Consider the following 17,589-nt stretch of genomic DNA (forward strand, 5'->3'; position numbering starts at 1 on the left):
TTGACCAGGTAAACCCTGATGATCTGCAGATGAAGAATAAAGGATTTTTCGCCCGTTTGTTTAAAAGGGTATCTGGTTCTGTGCAGGAAGTGCTTTCGAAATATCAAAAGACAAGTGTGCAGATTGAGCGTATCAGCAGAAGGCTCGAGCATTCTAAAAATGTGCTGTTGAGTGACAATAAACTGTTAGATCAACTGTACGCCCAAAATAAACAATACTTCTCTGACTTAAATCTGTATATAGCGGCGGGTGAATTAAAGTTAGATGAGCTGAAAACAAAGCTGATTCCCGAAGCGGCAAGAAAAGCCGAATCACGGGAACACAATCAAATGGCCGCGCAGGAAGTGAATGATCTTCGCCAGTTTGCCGACCGTCTGGATAAGAGAGTGCATGATCTGCTTCTGAGCAGGCAGATTACGCTTCAGAGTGCGCCGCAAATCCGTTTGATTCAAAACACGAATCAGGCACTGGCGGAAAAAATTCAGTCCTCCATTGTTACGGCTATTCCATTATGGAAGAATCAAGTTGCGATCGCGCTGACGCTTATGAGGCAGCGGAGTGCGGCAGATGCGCAGCAGAAGGCGGCTGATACGACAAATCAATTGCTGCTGAAAAACGCTGAACTTCTGAAAACAAGTACAGTCGAGACAGCCAAAGCTAATGAGCGAGGCCTTGTTGAGGCAGATACCCTCAAAAAAGTGCAGGAAAGCTTAGTCAGCACACTTGAAGAAATCATGTCTATTCAAGAAGACGGCAGGATGAAACGCAAACGTGCCGAAGAGGAGCTTGTTATCATGGAAGGCGACTTGAAAAAGAAGCTGCTTAATATGACGCTCGGCCGTGATGACGTCTAGCTGGCAAAAAGTCTTAGCTTTAAGTTGGCTCACAGGCACGATATAATAAGAAAGACAGGCAAAGGATTTGTTTAAAAATGGACACACCTTTATATACAGCGCTGCTGAAGCATGCGCACCGAAATACGTATTCTTTTCATGTTCCGGGACATCACAATGGAGATGTCTTTTTTGATGAAGCCAAATCTGTATATCAATCTCTTTTATCTATTGATATGACTGAGATCACGGGGCTTGATGACTTGCATCACCCAACGGGAGTCATCAAAGAAGCACAAGATTTGGTGAGCAGGCTTTACGGCTCTCAGGAAAGCTTCTTTCTCGTCAATGGAACGACTGCCGGCAACCTGGCGATGATTTTGGCTGTTTGTGAACCGGACGAACCCATCCTGATTCAGCGTAATTGTCACAAATCTGTTTTTCATGCGGTGGCAATGGCCGGAGCCAAGCCGGTGTATTTGGCACCGGAAATTGATAAAAATATGCATGTGCCTTCCTATGTATCCCTTTCAGTCATCGAAAAAGCGTTAGCGTCATATCCGAATGCGAAAGGCCTTGTTCTGACCAACCCGACTTACTACGGGCATGCTGCCGATTTGAATGCGGCAGTTAAAAAAGCTCATTCATACGGCGTTCCTGTACTGGTAGACGAGGCTCATGGTGCTCACTTTGTGTTGGGTGAACCGTTCCCGCCTTCATCATTGGCTATGGGGGCGGATGCAGTTGTTCAATCGGCTCACAAAACGCTTCCGGCTATGACGATGGGATCTTACTTTCATTTAAACAGCAGCCGGATTGACAGAGATCGATTAACCTATTATCTAAGCAGTTTGCAAAGCAGCAGCCCGTCATATCCGATTATGGCATCTTTAGATACGGCGCGCGCTTATATACAGGATATCGCTGAAAAAGGAACACTCCCTGTTCATATAGCGCACATTGAGCAAATAAAACGGAACTTCGCATCAATTTCTTCTATTGAAGTAATCGAGCCCTCCGGATATGGGATCAAAGCGGACCCGTTAAAACTCATTCTTCGCTCAAAGCTCGGACATTCCGGCTATTCATTACAAAATATTTTGGAGAGCGAAGGCATTTTTGCCGAGCTGGCTGACGAGTATCAAGTATTGCTCGTACTGCCGATAGGCGGCCGGCGGATGATTAAACAGGAAACCGTAAAAAACATACAGCAGAAACTGGAGAATACACCGCCCGATAGACTGCCGGAAGCAGTGGATTGGACATTCCCATCCATTACGACACTTGAATATCCGCAAAATGAAATGCGCAAGTTTGCAAAAGAGCTTACGGATATGAATAAAGCGGCCGGTCGCTTGCATGCGGGGAATATTATTCCTTATCCTCCGGGAATCCCGCTTATCATGGACGGAGAACGGATAACAGAAGAGATCGTACAAAAGCTTTCCCGTTTAATCGGCATGGATGCGCATATTCAAGGCTTGTTAAACGGGGAACAATTACTTGTTTATACAGAAGAGGAGAAATCATGAGCGGTTTATTTATTACATTTGAAGGTCCTGAAGGTGCAGGAAAAACGACAGTGCTTCAGGAAATAAAAGATATTCTGTCGGCGGAGGGGCACCCGGTGACAGCGACAAGAGAACCGGGCGGCATTGACATTGCTGAGCAGATCAGAGAAGTGATCTTAAATAAAAACAATACACTGATGGATGCCAAAACGGAAGCGCTCCTTTACGCCGCGGCCAGAAGACAGCATTTAGTCGAAAAGGTGCAGCCTGCATTGAAAGAAGGGCGCATTGTACTGTGTGATCGTTTCATCGACAGCTCACTGGCTTATCAAGGCTATGCGAGAGGACTGGGCATTGATGAAGTTTTTTCTATCAACCGGTTTGCAATTGGCGATACGATGCCTGATGTCACCATCTATTTTTCTATCGATCCGGAAGAAGGGCTGAAACGGATTACGTCGAATGATTCAAGAGAAAAGAATCGTCTCGACCTTGAGGCGCTGCATTTTCACACGAAAGTACGGGAAGGGTACCAAAAAGTCATGCAGCGTTTTCCGGAAAGATTCCATACAATCGACGCATCGAGAAAGAAGGAATTCGTCATTCAAGACGCGCTTCAGGTGATAAATGAGGCATTGAAAAAAATTCAGTTGTGACCTGTTTCTCATAAGTTGATATAATGAATGTAACGACAATGTTCTTTCCAACCTAAAGGGGGCCTAGAGAATGAAATTAATAGTGGCAGTGGTGCAGGATCAGGACAGCAACAGGCTTTTGAAAGTATTAACCGACCACAACTTCAGGGTGACGAAGCTTGCGACAACAGGCGGATTTCTTAAATCAGGCAATACGACGTTTATGATCGGAGTGGAAGATATCCGTGTCGATAAAGCGCTCAGCCTCATTAAAGAAAATGGCTGTAAACGCGATCAGATGATTGCCCCGGTATCCCCGATGGGCGGGAATGCGGATTCTTACGTTCCATATCCCGTCGAAGTGGAAGTCGGCGGAGCGACGGTCTTTGTCCTTCCGGTCGATGAATTTCATCAATTTTAAGGATTTGACGACGTGAAAATAAATTCTGACTTACGCACCTTTATTGAGAAAAAGCAGCAGCCTGCCTATAAAGTGGCAGAGCTTTCCGGAACTTTTAAAAGTTCAATGGACAGCCAAAGCAGTAAGCTGAAGTTTGATCAGCTAAGCAGGTTCTTAACGGATATAGAAACGTTCGGGAAAAGACTGACGAAATCGAGGAACTTCAAAGACTTAGCAAAATTCAAAGGGCTGGTGAAGCGTTTTGTAAAAGAGGCCGTAGACAGCGGGTTATCGCATGAGACGGCGAAAAGCTTCGACCTGTACGGCAACAGCCGGACCCTGGGACTTGTGAAAGAAATAGATGAAAAACTGATTCAGCTGACGGAAGAGATGTTGGATCAGGAAAAACCGGCAATTGATTTGCTGGATCGAATCGGAGAAATAAAAGGTTTATTGATTAACCTTTACACATAGAGAGTGATACAATGGCAATATCATGGAAGGAAATGACCGAGCAGCAGCCCAGAGTGATGCGGCTTTTGCATAATAGCATTGAAAAGAAAAGGCTTTCTCACGCATATCTGTTTGAAGGCAAAAAAGGTACGGGCAAATTGGATGCCGCACTGCTTCTCGCAAAAAGCTTTTTTTGCCTTGAAGCCGGGACTGAGCCATGCGGGGAGTGCCGGAACTGCAAGCGTATTGCATCCGGAAACCATCCTGACCTGCACGTGGTTCAGCCCGACGGACTATCAATTAAAAAGGCTCAGATCCAATCGCTGCAGGAGGAGTTTTCTAAAACCGGACTGGAATCGCATAAAAAACTGTACATTATATCCCATGCGGATCAAATGACGACAAATGCGGCAAACAGTCTGCTGAAATTTTTAGAGGAGCCGAGTCAAGACACCATCGCAATTCTCATTACTGAGCAGCTCCACAGAATACTGGATACCATCGTTTCGAGATGTCAGGTTCTTCCGTTTCAGCCGCTTCAGCCGAAAGCGATAGAAGAGAGACTGATGGAGCAGGAAGTAAGCCCTCACATGGCCAGACTCTTAGCAAATATGACAAATAACATTGCGGAAGCAGTCGAATTAAGTCGAAATGATGAGTTTGCAGAGTCCAGAGCGAAAGTGATAAAATTGTATGAAGTCTTACATCAGCGGAAAGGACATGCCTTTTTCTTCATTCAGGATCAGTGGGTGCCCTTTTTCAAAGAAAAAACCCATCAAGAAATGGGTCTTGATATGCTCTTATTGATATACCGTGATGTATTATCCATCCAAATTGGAAATGAAGATAAACTGATTTATCAAGACTTATTCCAATCAATAAAACAGCATGCGCTGCAATTTACACAACAAAGCGTTACGAACCAAATTCTCGCTGTTTTAGAAGCAAAAAAACGGCTTCATTCCAATGTGAATGCGCAGGGATTAATGGAGCACTTGGTGTTAACGTTGCAGGAGGGATAAGCTTGTACAACGTAATAGGCGTCCGCTTTAAAAAAGCGGGAAAAATTTATTATTTTGATCCGAACGGATTTGATATAGAACAGGACAGCTGCGTCATTGTTGAAACCGTAAGAGGTGTCGAATACGGACAGGTTGTCATCGCAAATAAACAAGTGGACGAGCATGATGTTGTGCTTCCGCTTCGAAAAGTCATTCGCGTTGCTGATGAACGCGATCTTCTCATTGTAGAAGAAAACAAACAAGAGGCCCTGTCCGCTTTTGAAATCTGTCAGAAAAAAGTGGCTGATCACGGCTTAGATATGAAACTGGTTGATGTTGAGTTTACGTTTGACCGCAATAAAGTCATTTTTTACTTCACAGCCGACGGACGGGTTGATTTCAGGGAATTGGTCAAAGACTTGGCTTCTATCTTTAAAACAAGAATCGAATTGCGTCAAATCGGTGTGAGAGACGAAGCGAAAATGCTCGGCGGTATCGGCCCGTGCGGGAGAATGCTTTGCTGCTCCACGTTCCTCGGTGATTTTGAACCGGTGTCCATCAAAATGGCGAAGGACCAAAATTTATCGTTGAACCCAACGAAAATTTCGGGTCTGTGCGGCCGTTTGATGTGCTGTTTGAAGTACGAAAATGATGAGTATGAGACGGCGAAAGAACAGCTACCGGATTTAGGCGAAATGATTACAACGGCAAACGGCCCCGCAAAGGTTGTCGGTCTTAATATTCTGGAACGGGTGCTTCAGGTGGAACTGAAGAATCGTGAAAAAGTGATAGAATATACTTGGGAAGAGCTCTTGGAAGAGGGCGTCGTATCCGCACAAACCACAGATTAACGAGGTGTGGAACCTTGGATAAAAAAGAGTTAATTGATACTGTCATAAACCTGGAGGAACAAATCGGTTCGCTGTACCGTCAGCTGGGTGACTTAAAGCAGCATATCGGCGAAATGATTGAAGAGAATCACCATCTGCAGCTTGAAAATAAGCATTTGCGGAAGCGGCTTGATGACACGACAGAGCAAATTGAGAAATTCAAGGCCGATCAGAAAGAAACAAAAACACAGAAGGCAGAGCAGAGTGATATAGGAGAAGGGTACGATAATCTGGCCCGGCTGTATCAAGAAGGCTTTCATATTTGCAACGTCCATTATGGGAGCGTCCGCAAGGGAGATTGCCTTTTTTGTCTGTCCTTCTTAAATAAAAAATAAGGAAAAGGCTTCCGCTGATGTCGGAAGCCTTTTTCAAAGAGTGCTGAAAGGAATAAGATTATGGTTTCATTACGTGATGATGAAAGATTGGATTACTTATTAGCAGAGGATATGAAAATTGTACAGAGCCCGACGGTTTTCGCTTTTTCGCTAGATGCCGTGCTGCTGTCAAAGTTTGCATACGTTCCGATTCAAAAGGGCAACATCGTTGATTTATGTACGGGAAATGGGATTGTGCCGCTTTTGCTCAGCACAAGGTCAAAAGCGGATATCACAGGGGTTGAAATTCAGGAGCGTTTGTATGATATGGCGCTCCGAAGTGTCGAATACAACGGTCTGGGCGGTCAGATCAGCCTCATTCATGATGATCTGAAAAATATGCCGGATAGACTCGGACATAATAAATATGACGTTGTCACTTGCAACCCGCCTTATTTTAAAACGCCGAAAGAGGCTGAGCAGAATCTGAACGAACATCTCAGAATCGCAAGGCACGAAATTCTTTGCACGCTTGAAGATGTGATTTCCGTCAGCAGCAAACTGCTGAAACAAGGCGGAAAAGCGGCCCTCGTTCATCGGCCGGGAAGGCTTTTGGAAATCTTTGAATTAATGAAAGCATACCGAATAGAACCGAAACGGGTGCAGTTTATTTATCCGAAACAAGGTAAAGAAGCGAATACCATTTTGGTTGAAGGCATTAAAGGCGGCCGCCCTGATCTCAAAATTCTTCCTCCGCTGTTTGTATATAATGAACAAAATGAATATACGAAAGAGATCCGCACCATTTTATATGGAGACGAATAGTCATTTCTTTTATGTGCTGCTGTGCAATGACAACAGTCTGTATGCCGGTTATACAAATGATCTGCAAAAACGGCTGAAGACCCACAATGAGGGAAAGGGCGCAAAGTACACAAGGGCGAGAAGGCCGGTTTCGTTATGCCATGCGGAATCATTTGAAACAAAACGGGAAGCGATGCAGGCGGAATATCGTTTTAAGCAGCTGACCCGAAAGAAAAAAGAACAATATATAGAAGAAAAACGAAGCAGCAAGGAGGCTGTATATGTTAAGTCGCCAGATGAGTTTTAACGGAAAATCCGAAATGGGAATTCTTTATCTTGTTCCTACACCGATCGGCAACTTGGAGGACATGACCTTTCGTGCAGTGGAGACGCTGAAATCGGTCGATGTCATCGCTGCCGAAGATACGAGACAGACGAAAAAGCTGTGTCACGTCTATGACATAGAAACATCTCTCACCAGCTATCATGAACATAATAAAGAAAGCAGCGGCCATAAAATCATTGAATGGCTGAAAACAGGAAAGAATGTGGCACTGGTCAGTGACGCCGGTATGCCGACAATTTCCGACCCGGGGGCTGAGATTGTAAGAGATTTCACCCAAATCGGCGGATATGTCGTTCCGCTTCCGGGAGCAAATGCGGCGTTAACCGCGCTGACCGCATCAGGTATCACCCCGCAGCCGTTTTTCTTCTATGGATTCTTAAACAGACAGAAAAAAGAAAAGAAGAAGGAACTCGAAATCCTGAAAAAACGGCAGGAAACGATGATATTTTACGAAGCGCCGCACAGGTTAAAAGAAACATTAACAGCAATGCATGCCGTTTTGGGAAATCGAAACATCGCCGTCACGAGGGAATTAACGAAAAAGTACGAGGAATTCATCAGAGGAACGATCGCCGAAGTAATTGAATGGGCAAATGAAGACCAAATCCGCGGTGAGTTCTGTCTCGTTGTCGAAGGCAATCAAGCCGCTGAACCGGATGAAGACGACAAACCCTGGTGGATGGAGCTTTCTGAAAAAGAGCATGTGGAACATTACATAAATGAAGGGGCTTCTTCCAAACAGGCCATAAAACAAACAGCGGTAGATCGGGACGTACCGAAACGCGAGATCTATGACGCTTATCACATTCAATCATAAAAAAAACCGTTCTTGCGTCACAACAAGAACGGTTTTTGTATGAAATAACTTATTTTTGGTTTTGAAGCTGGTTTTGAATTTCAGAGATGATTTGCTCAGCGCCTTCTTTGCTGAGTACCAATTTGCCGCCGGCAAGTTTAAGGTTATCATCAGAGACTTCACCAGTTACTTGGCAAGTCATGTTTGGTTTATATTTTTTAAGGATGATTTTTTCATCATCAACATAAATTTCAAGAGCGTCTTTTTCTGCGATGCCCAGTGTACGGCGAAGTTCGATAGGGATAACTACGCGTCCAAGTTCATCAACTTTACGTACGATACCAGTAGATTTCATTAACAGTCTCCTCCCGAGAGATAATTATTTGTAGTTTATATTTTTCTTCGTCATTATTCGACAAAATTCCTTACATTCCTAGCATAACAAGGTTTCCAATAATCGTCAATCATTTTGTTTACTATTGTTTGTAAGAATTAGTTCTTATAGTAAGTAAAGCCTTGGAAATCCTGAAATAACAGGCTTTTTGACTGCTTTTTCGAACCTATTATCCTATGGAAAATCCTTTTAAATCAAGACTTTCGAACCAAGATGTTTTATATTAGTAGATTATATACGACAAAATTCGACATGTTAAGACTTTATTTAATTTCAATAAAAATTTTTAATTTTATTTACTCTTTTACGCGCAGTACGTATATATCCTTGATCTTAAAGGCTAAGATGGTATCATAGATAGAGGACAAATATCAATATTGTATATCAAATAAAACCGCTCTCGTCCTTTGGGCGTGAGCTTTTCGACATTCTGAATGGGAGGTTGCAACATGCCGCAAGAGAATAATACTTTTTATATTACGACCCCGATATATTATCCGAGCGGAAAATTACATATCGGCCATGCTTATACTACCGTGGCCGGCGATGCAATGGCGCGTTACAAAAGATTAAAGGGATTTGACGTTCGCTACTTAACCGGAACGGATGAACACGGACAAAAAATCCAGCAGAAAGCGGAGGAAGAGAATATCACGCCTCAAGCGTATGTAGACCGCGCTGTTGCTGAAATCCAAAAATTGTGGAAGCAGCTCGACATTTCTCACGATGATTTCATCCGGACTACGGAAAGCCGGCACAAAGAAATCATTGAGAAAGTGTTTCAAAAGCTTCTTGATAATGGTGATATTTATCTGGATGAGTATGAGGGCTGGTACAGCATTCCTGACGAAACATTCTATACTGAAACACAGCTGGTGGATGTGGAACGTAATGAGAAGGGCGAGGTTGTCGGCGGAAAAAGCCCGGACAGCGGCCACCCTGTCGAATTAATCAAAGAGGAATCATACTTCTTCCGCATGAGCAAATATGCAGACCGCCTGCTGAAGTTTTATGAAGAAAACCCTTCATTTATCCAGCCGGAATCACGCAAAAATGAAATGATTAATAACTTCATTAAACCGGGTCTTGAAGATTTGGCCGTTTCCAGAACGACGTTTGACTGGGGCGTAAAAGTGCCGGGAAATCCGAAGCATGTCGTGTATGTATGGATTGACGCATTATTCAACTATATTACAGCGCTCGGTTACGATACGGAAAATGACGAGCTTTACAAAAAGTACTGGCCGGCTGACGTTCACCTGGTCGGTAAGGAAATTGTCCGTTTCCACACCATCTACTGGCCGATTATGCTGATGGCGCTTGATCTCCCGTTGCCTAAGCAAGTTTTCGCGCATGGCTGGTTATTGATGAAAGACGGAAAAATGTCGAAATCAAAAGGAAACGTTGTTGATCCGGTAACATTGATTGAACGTTACGGCTTGGATGAGCTTCGTTATTACCTGCTTCGCGAAGTGCCGTTCGGTTCAGACGGTGTCTTTACGCCGGAAGGTTTCGTAGAACGAATTAATTATGACTTGGCAAACGACTTAGGAAATCTTCTGAATCGGACAGTCGCCATGATCCAAAAATATTTTGACGGTGAGATTGGTTCATATGAAGGAAATGTGACCGATTTTGATCAAGAGCTTTCTTCTGTAGCCGGAGAAACGGTTCAAGCTTATGAAAAGGCAATGGAAAACATGGAGTTTTCAGTAGCTTTATCAACGCTATGGCAATTGATCAGCCGTACGAACAAATATATTGATGAAACTGCTCCGTGGGTGCTGGCAAAAGATCCGGAAAAAGAAAAAGAATTACGCTCAGTCATGTATCATTTAGCTGAATCATTGCGTATTTCGGCTGTACTTCTTCAGCCTTTCTTGACGCAAACACCTGAAAAAATGTTTGCCCAGCTCGGAGTTGAGGATCAGTCTCTTAAAGCTTGGGACAGCATTCAGACATTTGGCCAATTAAAGAGCACAAAAGTGAAAAAAGGGGAACCGCTTTTCCCTCGTCTTGAAGCTGAAGAGGAAGTAGCTTACATCAAGCAAAAAATGCAGGGGACTGCTCCTGTGAAAGAAGAAAAGGCGGAAGAGCCGCAAGAAGTTGAGCGCCTTCCTGAAATTACGTTTGATCAATTCATGGATACAGAACTTCGCGTTGCAGAAGTCTTGTCCGCAGAACCGGTAAAAAAAGCGGATCGTCTGTTGAAACTGCAAATTGATTTGGGCTTTGAACAGCGCCAAGTTGTATCAGGTATCGCGAAACATTACACACCGGATCAGCTTGTGGGAATGAAAATCATTTGTGTAACGAACTTAAAACCGGTAAAACTGAGAGGCGAGCTTTCTCAAGGGATGATCCTCGCAGGAGAATCTGACGGTGTCCTCAAGGTTGTAGCTGTCGATCAGTCATTACCGAAAGGCACTAGAATTAAATAATAAGGGGCAAAAGGTGTTTCACGTGTAACATTCCGTCGAACACCTTTTGTTTTTCAACAAGAAAGGAGTTTTTATGATGCTTTTTGATACACATGCGCACTTAAACGCCGAGCAATTCGACACAGATCTTGAGGAAGTCATTGCTCGTGCAAAGGCTGAAAAGGTTGAACGAATTGTCGTTGTCGGATTCGACAAACCCACTATCACGCGGGCGATGGAACTGATTGAGGAATATCACTTTATATACGCTGCGATCGGCTGGCATCCGGTAGATGCAATCGACATGACAGAAGAAGATTTAACGTGGATTAAGGAACTGTCCTCTCACGAAAAAGTCGTGGCAATCGGAGAAATGGGCCTTGATTATCACTGGGACAAATCACCAAAGGATATTCAAAAAGAGGTGTTCCGAAAACAAATCGCGCTCGCCAAGGAAGTGAACCTTCCAATCATCATTCACAATCGCGATGCAACGGAAGATGTTGTCACGATTTTGAAAGAAGAGGGGGCTGAAGAAGTCGGCGGTATTATGCACTGCTTTACGGGCAGCGCGGAGGTTGCGCGGCAGTGTATGGATATGAATTTCTATATCTCATTCGGCGGACCGGTCACCTTCAAAAATGCGAAGAAACCAAAAGAAGTGGCAAAGGAAATTCCGAATGACCGCTTGCTGATTGAAACGGACTGCCCTTTCCTGACACCGCATCCTTTCCGCGGCAAACGGAATGAGCCAAGCTACGTGAAATATGTTGCGGAACAGCTCGCTGAATTAAAAGGACTGACGTATGAAGAAATTGCTTCGATTACAACTGAAAATGCAAAAAGACTTTTCCGCATGAACTGACAGAATGCGCTGTCGTAACGTGTAAAGGCTTGTCCGATTCAGAGGATATATCAAACAGTTCTACAAGCTTCCTTCTTCTCATAAGATAGGTTGTCGATATCTCTTTCTTCCTTTTTTTGCTTTGTTTTTGCATAATGAGGGATACGCTGAAGGTTTTTGATCTTCGAGATGGGAGGGTTGACAGCATTTTAGATACTCTATATAATCTCTCCGAGGAGAAGGAGGCGTTTTTCATCACACAAAAAATGAAAAAACTGTTTTCCGTAAAGCTTGGTAAAAGCAAGGTTATTCTTATTGCAGCTATTATTCTGCTGGGAGGAACCGGGACTGCATACGGGGCGCATGAGCTCTCAAAACAATCAGTCTCTGTTTCCATCAACGGCAAGAAAAAGCAAATACGCACTCATGCAAAAACAGTTGGGGAACTTCTGGAAGATTTACATATAAAGACGAGAAATGAAGACCGGATTACCCCCTCTAAGCAGACAGCATTGGCAGACAACATGAATGTCGTGTATGAAGCTGCAAAGCAGATCCGCGTGACAAGAGGCGGAGAAGAAAAGACTTTATGGTCAACGGCAAAAACAGTCGGCGCATTTCTAGACGAACAGCATACACCTGTGAATCAGCACGATAAAATAGATCCGGCAGCAGATACGAAAGTGACAAACGGCATGAAAGTCACGGTAGATCCGGCTTTTCAGGTCACTGTAAATGATGCGGGAAAGAAAAAGAAAATATGGACGACTTCGACTACGGTCGCTGACTTTTTAACGCAGCATAAGATGGACATGAAAGACGAAGATAAAGTAAAACCGGCATTACACGAAAAGCTCACAAAAGATCAAGCCGGCATACAAATCACTCGTATCGAAAAAGTCACCGATGTAGTTGAGGAAAAAATAGCGTATCAAGTGAAAGAAAAAGAAGATGCGTCACTCGACAGCGGGGAAGAAAAGATCGTTCAAAAAGGAAAAGAAGGCAAGCTTAAAAAGCATTTTCATGTTGTTAAAGAAAATGGAAAAGAAGTATCGAGAAAGCTTGTTAAAGAAGAAACATCTGAAAAAAGCAAAGACCAGATCATTGCGGTCGGCACAAAGCGGCACAGTCCCAAGATTGAGCAGCTCAGTGCAAAGGCATCTTCGGGCGAAGCCGGATCTTCCGGTAAAGTGATTACCGTGTCTTCCACGGCATATACCGCAAGCTGCAGCGGCTGTTCCGGCCATACGGCTACAGGCGTTAACCTGACAAGTAATCCGAATGCCAAAGTCATTGCGGTAGACCCAAGCGTCATTCCGCTCGGCACAAGAGTCCACGTAGACGGATATGGGGACGCTGTGGCCGCTGACACAGGCTCGGCCATTAAAGGAAGACGGATTGATGTCTTTTTCCCTGAAAAATCTTCGGCTTACCGCTGGGGGAAAAAACAGGTCAAAATAAAAATCTTAAATTAATTCCGATTCATTCAGAGGGTTTTGCGCCCTCTGTTTTTTTCGTTATAATAGGTAAAGTGTATTTTCAGTATATTAGACGTGACATGTAAGCAAAGGTTTCGTTTTGGATATAAAAAGTTTTTTTGGAGGAAGTAATGAAAATTAAAGAAATTATTGTAGTCGAGGGACGCGATGACACCGCGCGCATAAAACTTGCCGTTGATGCGGACACGATCGAGACGAACGGTTCAGCGATCGGAGACGAAGTCATCAGGCAGATTCGGCTGGCGCAGGAAACGAGAGGGGTCATCGTGCTGACGGACCCGGATTTTCCCGGGGAAAAGATCCGGAAAACCATTTCTGAAGCAGTGCCCGGCTGTAAACACGCATTTCTGCCCAAACATCTTGCCAAACCGAAAAACAAGCGCGGAATAGGCGTTGAGCACGCATCCATTGAAAGCATCAGAGCATGTCTGGAAAATGTGCATGAAGAGATGGAGGCAAAGCCGAGTGAGATTTCAGCTGAAGATTTAATACAGGCCGGTCTGATCGGCGGGCCGGCTGCTAAAAGACGCCGCGAACGTTTGGGCGACCTGCTGAAAATCGGATATACAAACGGCAAACAGCTTCAAAAACGGCTGCAAATGTTTCAAATCAAAAGAAGTGATTTTATTGATGCGCTCGATGCTATGATGCAGGAGGAACAGGATGAACAATAAAGATATCGCGACACCTATCAGAACGAAGGAAATTCTGAAAAAGTACGGTTTCTCTTTTAAAAAGAGTCTTGGACAGAATTTCTTAATTGACACAAACATATTGGACAGGATTGTGGACCATGCAGAAATAACGGATCGGACCGGTGTGATTGAAATCGGGCCCGGAATCGGCGCGCTGACAGAGCAGCTTGCCAAACGGGCGAAAAAGGTCGTCGCGTTTGAAATTGATCAGCGCCTCCTGCCCATTCTCAATGACACGCTGTCTCCTTATGACAATGTAACGATCATTCATCATGATGTGCTGAAAGCAGACGTTAAGTCAGTTATTGAAGAGCAGTTTCAGGACTGTGATGAAATTATGGTGACGGCGAATCTCCCGTATTATGTGACGACACCGATCATCATGAAGCTTTTGGAAGAACATCTTCCGTTAAAAGGAATTGTCGTGATGCTGCAAAAAGAGGTCGCTGAGCGGATGGCCGCAGATCCTTCCTCTAAGGAGTATGGATCTCTTTCCATTGCGGTTCAGTTCTACACGGAGGCCAAGACCGTCATGACCGTGCCGAAAACGGTGTTTGTGCCTCAGCCTAATGTCGATTCCGCGGTCATCCGGCTTTTGCTGCGTGACGGCCCGGCGGTGGACGTCGACAATGAATCATTTTTCTTCCAGCTGATTAAAGCAAGCTTCGCTCAGCGCCGGAAAACTTTGCTGAACAACCTTGTGAACAATCTCCCGGGCGGAAAAGAGAAAAAACCTCAAATTGAAGAAGTCCTTCAAGAAACGAATATTGACGGAAAGCGGCGCGGTGAATCCCTGTCTATAGAAGAATTCGCGCTCCTGTCCAACGGATTGTATAAAGCCCTTTTCTAAGAAGGGCTTTTTGTTTTGCGTCACCACTTGGACTGCCGCTACATAGGCTAGAGAAGAACCTTATTCATTCAACTGCAAGAAAAGCTTGAAACATCAAGCGCCGCAGCGGAAAGAGGTGCATTTGATAAGGCTTCTTTCATGATGAGGCTTAGTCTATTTGTGGAGTGGGTAACGTGCAATTTCAAATAGGAGATATGGTAGCCAGGAAATCCTATCAAATGGATGTTTTATTTCGCATTATCGGCATAGAGCAAACAAGCAAAGGAAATTCAATTGCCATCCTGCATGGTGACGAAGTCAGATTGATTGCGGATGCTGATTTTTCTGATTTAGAGCCTGTAAGAAAAGACGAACAGGCCGTGAGAAAGCAGAAAGATGAAAGCAGGATGAATGAATCTCTCGAGCTGCTCCGCCAGGATTATAAGCTGCTTCGGGAAAAACAGGAATATTACGCGACAAATCAATATCAGCATCAGGAGCACTACTTTCATATGCCCGGCAAGGTATTGCATCTGGACGGCGATGAGGCTTATTTGAAAAAGTGCCTGAACTTTTACGAAAAAATCGGTGTGCCTGTATACGGGATTCATTGCCATGAGAAAAAAATGGCGGCCTCAATAGAGGAGCTGCTCGACAAATACCGGCCGGATATTTTAGTCATCACCGGTCACGATGCTTATTCCAAGCATAAGGGAGGCGTGAACGATTTAAGCGCCTACAGGCATTCCAAACATTTTGTCGAAACCGTTCAACGAGCGAGGTGGAAAGTCCCTCACTTGGACCAGCTGGTGATATTCGCGGGTGCCTGCCAATCCCATTTCGAGTCTTTAATCAGAGCGGGTGCGAATTTTGCAAGTTCACCGTCACGCGTCAACATCCATGCGCTTGACCCGGTCTATATTGTCGCAAAAATCAGCTTCACTCCGTTTATGGAGCGGATCAATGTGTGGGATGTCCTGAGAAACACTCTGACACGAGAGAAAGGGCTGGGAGGAATTGAAACGAAAGGTGTGCTGCGTGTCGGTATGCCGTATAAATCAAATGGATGAGTGAAAAACCCGCATAAATTTCGCTATGCGGGTTAATTATTTTACATATTGATACATAAATTACCGGAACTTGCGAAAAATAACGTAGAAATCAATAGAATTTTGTCAAAATAATTTTGTTGACAATGACTTGATAACGTTGATATAATTTAAATTTTATTTGACAAAATTGGGCTCTTGTTGTACAATAAATGTAGTGAGGTGGATGCAATGGCGAAGACGTTGTCCGATATAAAAAGATCGCTTGATGGGAATTTAGGTAAACGGCTTACGTTAAAAGCAAACGGCGGCCGCCGAAAAACGATTGAGCGTTCGGGCATTTTAGCTGAGACGTACCCTTCTGTTTTTGTGATACAACTAGATCAAGACGAGAACTCGTTTGAAAGAGTTTCATACAGTTATGCTGATATTCTTACTGAGACTGTTGAATTGACATTCAATGATGATGCGGCAAGCTCAGTAGCATTTTAATGGGCAGTGAACCTTTTGTTTACTGCTTTTTGTTTTGCCTTCTAAAGCTCTTCTAATTATTCCCTCGAAAGTTTCAGCCGATTAAACGGAAGCTATAGATGTCACATGTTTTATCGTGGCGTGCACGAATGGTGATCAATTCTATAAAAGGGGTTGTTTCGTTTGGGCAGACGTCGTGGAGTTATGTCAGATGAGTTCAAATATGAGCTGGCAAAGGACCTTGGTTTTTACGATACGGTGAAAAACGAGGGCTGGGGAGGCATTCGGGCGCGCGATGCCGGGAATATGGTAAAGCGCGCAATCGAGATTGCCGAACAGCAGATGGCGGCTCAGAACCAAAATAACCGATAATGCAGTGGCCCGGGGGACAATCCGTTCCCCGGTTTTTTTCTATCGGCTGTCAAAATCAGCGCCAATTTCGGATAAGTACCTCCGGGTCTCCAAATGTGATACAATGTTCATACTTATGTTTAGATGGAGAAGTAGGTGAAAGCTATGCGTATTTTAGAAAAAGCGCCGGCCAAAATCAATCTGTCCCTCGATGTAACGAGTAAACGCCCGGATGGTTATCATGAAGTGGAGATGATCATGACGACAATTGATTTGGCAGATCGGATTGAACTGACAGAACTGCCCGAAAACGTGATCAGAGTGGCGTCGCATAATCGCTTTGTTCCCGATGATCAGCGGAATCTGGCTTATCAGGCAGCCAAACTGCTCAAAGAACGGTACCAAGTCAAAAAAGGCGTTTCTATTATGATTACAAAAGTGATACCTGTAGCAGCAGGGCTTGCCGGCGGAAGCAGCGATGCAGCAGCCACGCTCAGAGGGCTGAACAGACTCTGGGATTTAAAGCTTTCTGTTGAAGAGCTCGCGGAGCTTGGGGCTGAAATCGGTTCAGACGTGTCCTTCTGTGTATACGGCGGAACTGCCCTGGCAACAGGACGCGGTGAGAAGATCAGGCATATCAGTGCTCCGCCTCATTGCTGGGTCGTGCTTGCCAAACCGACGATTGGGGTATCGACTGCCGAAGTGTACCGCCGGCTGAACTTGCAGCAGGTTCGGCATCCGGATGTACAAGCGATGATTGACGCAATTGAAGAAAAAAGTTTCCAAAAGGTTTGCGGACAATTAGGAAACGTATTGGAATCGGTTACGCTCAACCTTCATCCCGAGGTGGCGATGATTAAAAATCAAATGAAACGCTTCGGCGCTGACGCGGTGTTAATGAGCGGAAGCGGACCGACTGTATTCGGTTTGGTTCAATACGAATCAAAGGTGCAGCGGATTTATAACGGGTTAAGAGGTTTCTGTGATCAGGTGTACGCGGTGCGGATGATCGGCGAACAGAATGCTCTTGATTAAATCCGTATGTTAAGTTATA

At 44.4% G+C, this 17,589-nt stretch carries 21 protein-coding genes (1 of these 21 only partly in view); 20 read left to right on the plus strand and 1 reads right to left on the minus strand.

Translation table 11 applies throughout. The features are described from left to right. From MHH91_RS00195 to rsmI, 11 genes are all read left to right on the plus strand, one after another. Nucleotides 1-854: the 3' portion of a toxic anion resistance protein gene (locus tag MHH91_RS00195; protein ID WP_013350742.1), read on the plus strand. It extends 262 nt beyond the left edge of the window; only the last 854 of its 1,116 coding nucleotides appear in the window; its start codon lies beyond the left edge, outside the window; the stop codon is at nt 852-854. Between the two features lie 77 nt (nt 855-931). After that, a complete protein-coding gene (locus MHH91_RS00200; RefSeq protein ID WP_013350743.1) occupies nt 932-2,365 on the plus strand; it encodes an aminotransferase class I/II-fold pyridoxal phosphate-dependent enzyme in 1,434 nt (477 codons plus the stop codon). Then, on the plus strand, nt 2,362-3,000 hold the full coding sequence (tmk, locus tag MHH91_RS00205; protein WP_013350744.1) for a dTMP kinase: 639 nt from the start codon (nt 2,362-2,364) through the stop codon (nt 2,998-3,000). Before MHH91_RS00200 ends, tmk begins: the two co-directional genes overlap by 4 nt. A 70-nt stretch (nt 3,001-3,070) precedes the next feature. Next, entirely contained in the window at nt 3,071-3,400 is a 330-nt protein-coding gene (gene darA, locus MHH91_RS00210; RefSeq protein WP_004264734.1) for a cyclic di-AMP receptor DarA, read from the plus strand. A gap of 12 nt (nt 3,401-3,412) precedes the next feature. Continuing rightward, nucleotides 3,413-3,853 (plus strand): YaaR family protein, encoded by a 441-nt coding sequence (locus MHH91_RS00215; RefSeq protein WP_013350745.1) that lies wholly within the window; start codon nt 3,413-3,415, stop codon nt 3,851-3,853. A gap of 11 nt (nt 3,854-3,864) precedes the next feature. After that, the gene (holB, locus tag MHH91_RS00220) at nt 3,865-4,854 is read left to right on the plus strand and encodes a DNA polymerase III subunit delta' (RefSeq protein WP_013350746.1); all 990 of its coding nucleotides are present in this window, start codon (nt 3,865-3,867) and stop codon (nt 4,852-4,854) included. Between the two features lie 2 nt (nt 4,855-4,856). Then, nucleotides 4,857-5,684, plus strand: coding sequence for a competence/sporulation regulator complex protein RicT (ricT, locus tag MHH91_RS00225; RefSeq protein WP_013350747.1), 828 nt, complete (start codon nt 4,857-4,859; stop codon nt 5,682-5,684). A 14-nt stretch (nt 5,685-5,698) separates the two neighbouring features. After that, a complete protein-coding gene (gene yabA / locus MHH91_RS00230) occupies nt 5,699-6,058 on the plus strand; it encodes a replication initiation-control protein YabA (protein WP_013350748.1) in 360 nt (119 codons plus the stop codon). A 60-nt stretch (nt 6,059-6,118) separates the two neighbouring features. Further along, nucleotides 6,119-6,862, plus strand: coding sequence for a tRNA1(Val) (adenine(37)-N6)-methyltransferase (locus tag MHH91_RS00235; protein ID WP_013350749.1), 744 nt, complete (start codon nt 6,119-6,121; stop codon nt 6,860-6,862). Further along, nucleotides 6,849-7,148, plus strand: coding sequence for a GIY-YIG nuclease family protein (locus MHH91_RS00240; protein WP_013350750.1), 300 nt, complete (start codon nt 6,849-6,851; stop codon nt 7,146-7,148). Before MHH91_RS00235 ends, MHH91_RS00240 begins: the two co-directional genes overlap by 14 nt. Then, nucleotides 7,123-8,004, plus strand: a complete 882-nt coding sequence (gene rsmI, locus MHH91_RS00245) for a 16S rRNA (cytidine(1402)-2'-O)-methyltransferase (RefSeq protein ID WP_013350751.1) — start codon at nt 7,123-7,125, stop codon at nt 8,002-8,004. The genes MHH91_RS00240 and rsmI overlap by 26 nt, the downstream gene beginning before the upstream one ends. 49 nt (nt 8,005-8,053) lie before the next feature. Here the strand turns inward: rsmI and abrB are convergent, their stop codons facing one another. Next, nucleotides 8,054-8,344: a transition state genes transcriptional regulator AbrB gene (abrB, locus tag MHH91_RS00250; protein ID WP_169510469.1), complete on the minus strand. Its 291-nt coding sequence runs from the start codon at nt 8,342-8,344 to the stop codon at nt 8,054-8,056. 482 nt (nt 8,345-8,826) lie between these two features. On the opposite strand from abrB, the gene metG reads away from it, so the two are divergent. The 9 genes from metG (at nt 8,827) to ispE (ending at nt 17,570) form a co-directional block, all read left to right on the plus strand. Beyond that, nucleotides 8,827-10,818, plus strand: coding sequence for a methionine--tRNA ligase (gene metG / locus MHH91_RS00255; protein ID WP_014469597.1), 1,992 nt, complete (start codon nt 8,827-8,829; stop codon nt 10,816-10,818). A 76-nt stretch (nt 10,819-10,894) separates the two neighbouring features. Then, the gene (locus MHH91_RS00260; protein ID WP_014469598.1) at nt 10,895-11,662 is read left to right on the plus strand and encodes a TatD family hydrolase; all 768 of its coding nucleotides are present in this window, start codon (nt 10,895-10,897) and stop codon (nt 11,660-11,662) included. 134 nt (nt 11,663-11,796) lie between these two features. Further along, nucleotides 11,797-13,116 carry a G5 and 3D domain-containing protein gene (locus MHH91_RS00265; RefSeq protein WP_014471348.1) on the plus strand — a complete coding sequence of 440 codons (1,320 nt, stop codon included), beginning with the start codon at nt 11,797-11,799 and terminating at the stop codon, nt 13,114-13,116. A gap of 134 nt (nt 13,117-13,250) precedes the next feature. Beyond that, a complete protein-coding gene (gene rnmV, locus MHH91_RS00270) occupies nt 13,251-13,814 on the plus strand; it encodes a ribonuclease M5 (RefSeq protein WP_013350755.1) in 564 nt (187 codons plus the stop codon). After that, nucleotides 13,804-14,685, plus strand: coding sequence for a 16S rRNA (adenine(1518)-N(6)/adenine(1519)-N(6))-dimethyltransferase RsmA (gene rsmA, locus MHH91_RS00275; protein ID WP_013350756.1), 882 nt, complete (start codon nt 13,804-13,806; stop codon nt 14,683-14,685). The genes rnmV and rsmA overlap by 11 nt, the downstream gene beginning before the upstream one ends. Nucleotides 14,686-14,858: 173 nt before the next feature. Then, the gene (gene yabG / locus MHH91_RS00280) at nt 14,859-15,734 is read left to right on the plus strand and encodes a sporulation peptidase YabG (RefSeq protein WP_014471349.1); all 876 of its coding nucleotides are present in this window, start codon (nt 14,859-14,861) and stop codon (nt 15,732-15,734) included. Nucleotides 15,735-15,944: 210 nt separating this feature from the next. Beyond that, on the plus strand, nt 15,945-16,205 hold the full coding sequence (gene veg / locus MHH91_RS00285) for a biofilm formation stimulator Veg (RefSeq protein WP_003218330.1): 261 nt from the start codon (nt 15,945-15,947) through the stop codon (nt 16,203-16,205). Between the two features lie 162 nt (nt 16,206-16,367). Continuing rightward, entirely contained in the window at nt 16,368-16,556 is a 189-nt protein-coding gene (locus MHH91_RS00290) for a small, acid-soluble spore protein, alpha/beta type (RefSeq protein WP_011996172.1), read from the plus strand. A 144-nt stretch (nt 16,557-16,700) separates the two neighbouring features. Next, complete coding sequence (gene ispE / locus MHH91_RS00295; RefSeq protein WP_013350758.1) at nt 16,701-17,570, plus strand: 4-(cytidine 5'-diphospho)-2-C-methyl-D-erythritol kinase; 870 nt, start codon at nt 16,701-16,703, stop codon at nt 17,568-17,570. Nucleotides 17,571-17,589 lie beyond the last annotated feature (19 nt).

Source organism: Bacillus sp. FSL K6-2819, from assembly GCF_038008305.1.
GTDB lineage: Bacteria > Bacillota > Bacilli > Bacillales > Bacillaceae > Bacillus > Bacillus amyloliquefaciens.

What these genes read in the sequence shown, in the direction of transcription:
- veg (WP_003218330.1), top strand. Translation starts at nt 15,945, where the DNA reads ATGGCGAAGACGTTGTCCGATATAAAAAGATCGCTTGATGGGAATTTA.
- holB (WP_013350746.1), top strand. Translation starts at nt 3,865, where the DNA reads ATGGCAATATCATGGAAGGAAATGACCGAGCAGCAGCCCAGAGTGATG.
- MHH91_RS00240 (WP_013350750.1), top strand. Translation starts at nt 6,849, where the DNA reads ATGGAGACGAATAGTCATTTCTTTTATGTGCTGCTGTGCAATGACAAC.
- ispE (WP_013350758.1), top strand. Translation starts at nt 16,701, where the DNA reads ATGCGTATTTTAGAAAAAGCGCCGGCCAAAATCAATCTGTCCCTCGAT.
- MHH91_RS00200 (WP_013350743.1), top strand. Translation starts at nt 932, where the DNA reads ATGGACACACCTTTATATACAGCGCTGCTGAAGCATGCGCACCGAAAT.
- MHH91_RS00235 (WP_013350749.1), top strand. Translation starts at nt 6,119, where the DNA reads ATGGTTTCATTACGTGATGATGAAAGATTGGATTACTTATTAGCAGAG.
- rsmA (WP_013350756.1), top strand. Translation starts at nt 13,804, where the DNA reads ATGAACAATAAAGATATCGCGACACCTATCAGAACGAAGGAAATTCTG.
- rsmI (WP_013350751.1), top strand. Translation starts at nt 7,123, where the DNA reads ATGTTAAGTCGCCAGATGAGTTTTAACGGAAAATCCGAAATGGGAATT.
- darA (WP_004264734.1), top strand. Translation starts at nt 3,071, where the DNA reads ATGAAATTAATAGTGGCAGTGGTGCAGGATCAGGACAGCAACAGGCTT.
- metG (WP_014469597.1), top strand. Translation starts at nt 8,827, where the DNA reads ATGCCGCAAGAGAATAATACTTTTTATATTACGACCCCGATATATTAT.
- MHH91_RS00260 (WP_014469598.1), top strand. Translation starts at nt 10,895, where the DNA reads ATGCTTTTTGATACACATGCGCACTTAAACGCCGAGCAATTCGACACA.
- tmk (WP_013350744.1), top strand. Translation starts at nt 2,362, where the DNA reads ATGAGCGGTTTATTTATTACATTTGAAGGTCCTGAAGGTGCAGGAAAA.
- MHH91_RS00265 (WP_014471348.1), top strand. Translation starts at nt 11,797, where the DNA reads ATGAGGGATACGCTGAAGGTTTTTGATCTTCGAGATGGGAGGGTTGAC.
- rnmV (WP_013350755.1), top strand. Translation starts at nt 13,251, where the DNA reads ATGAAAATTAAAGAAATTATTGTAGTCGAGGGACGCGATGACACCGCG.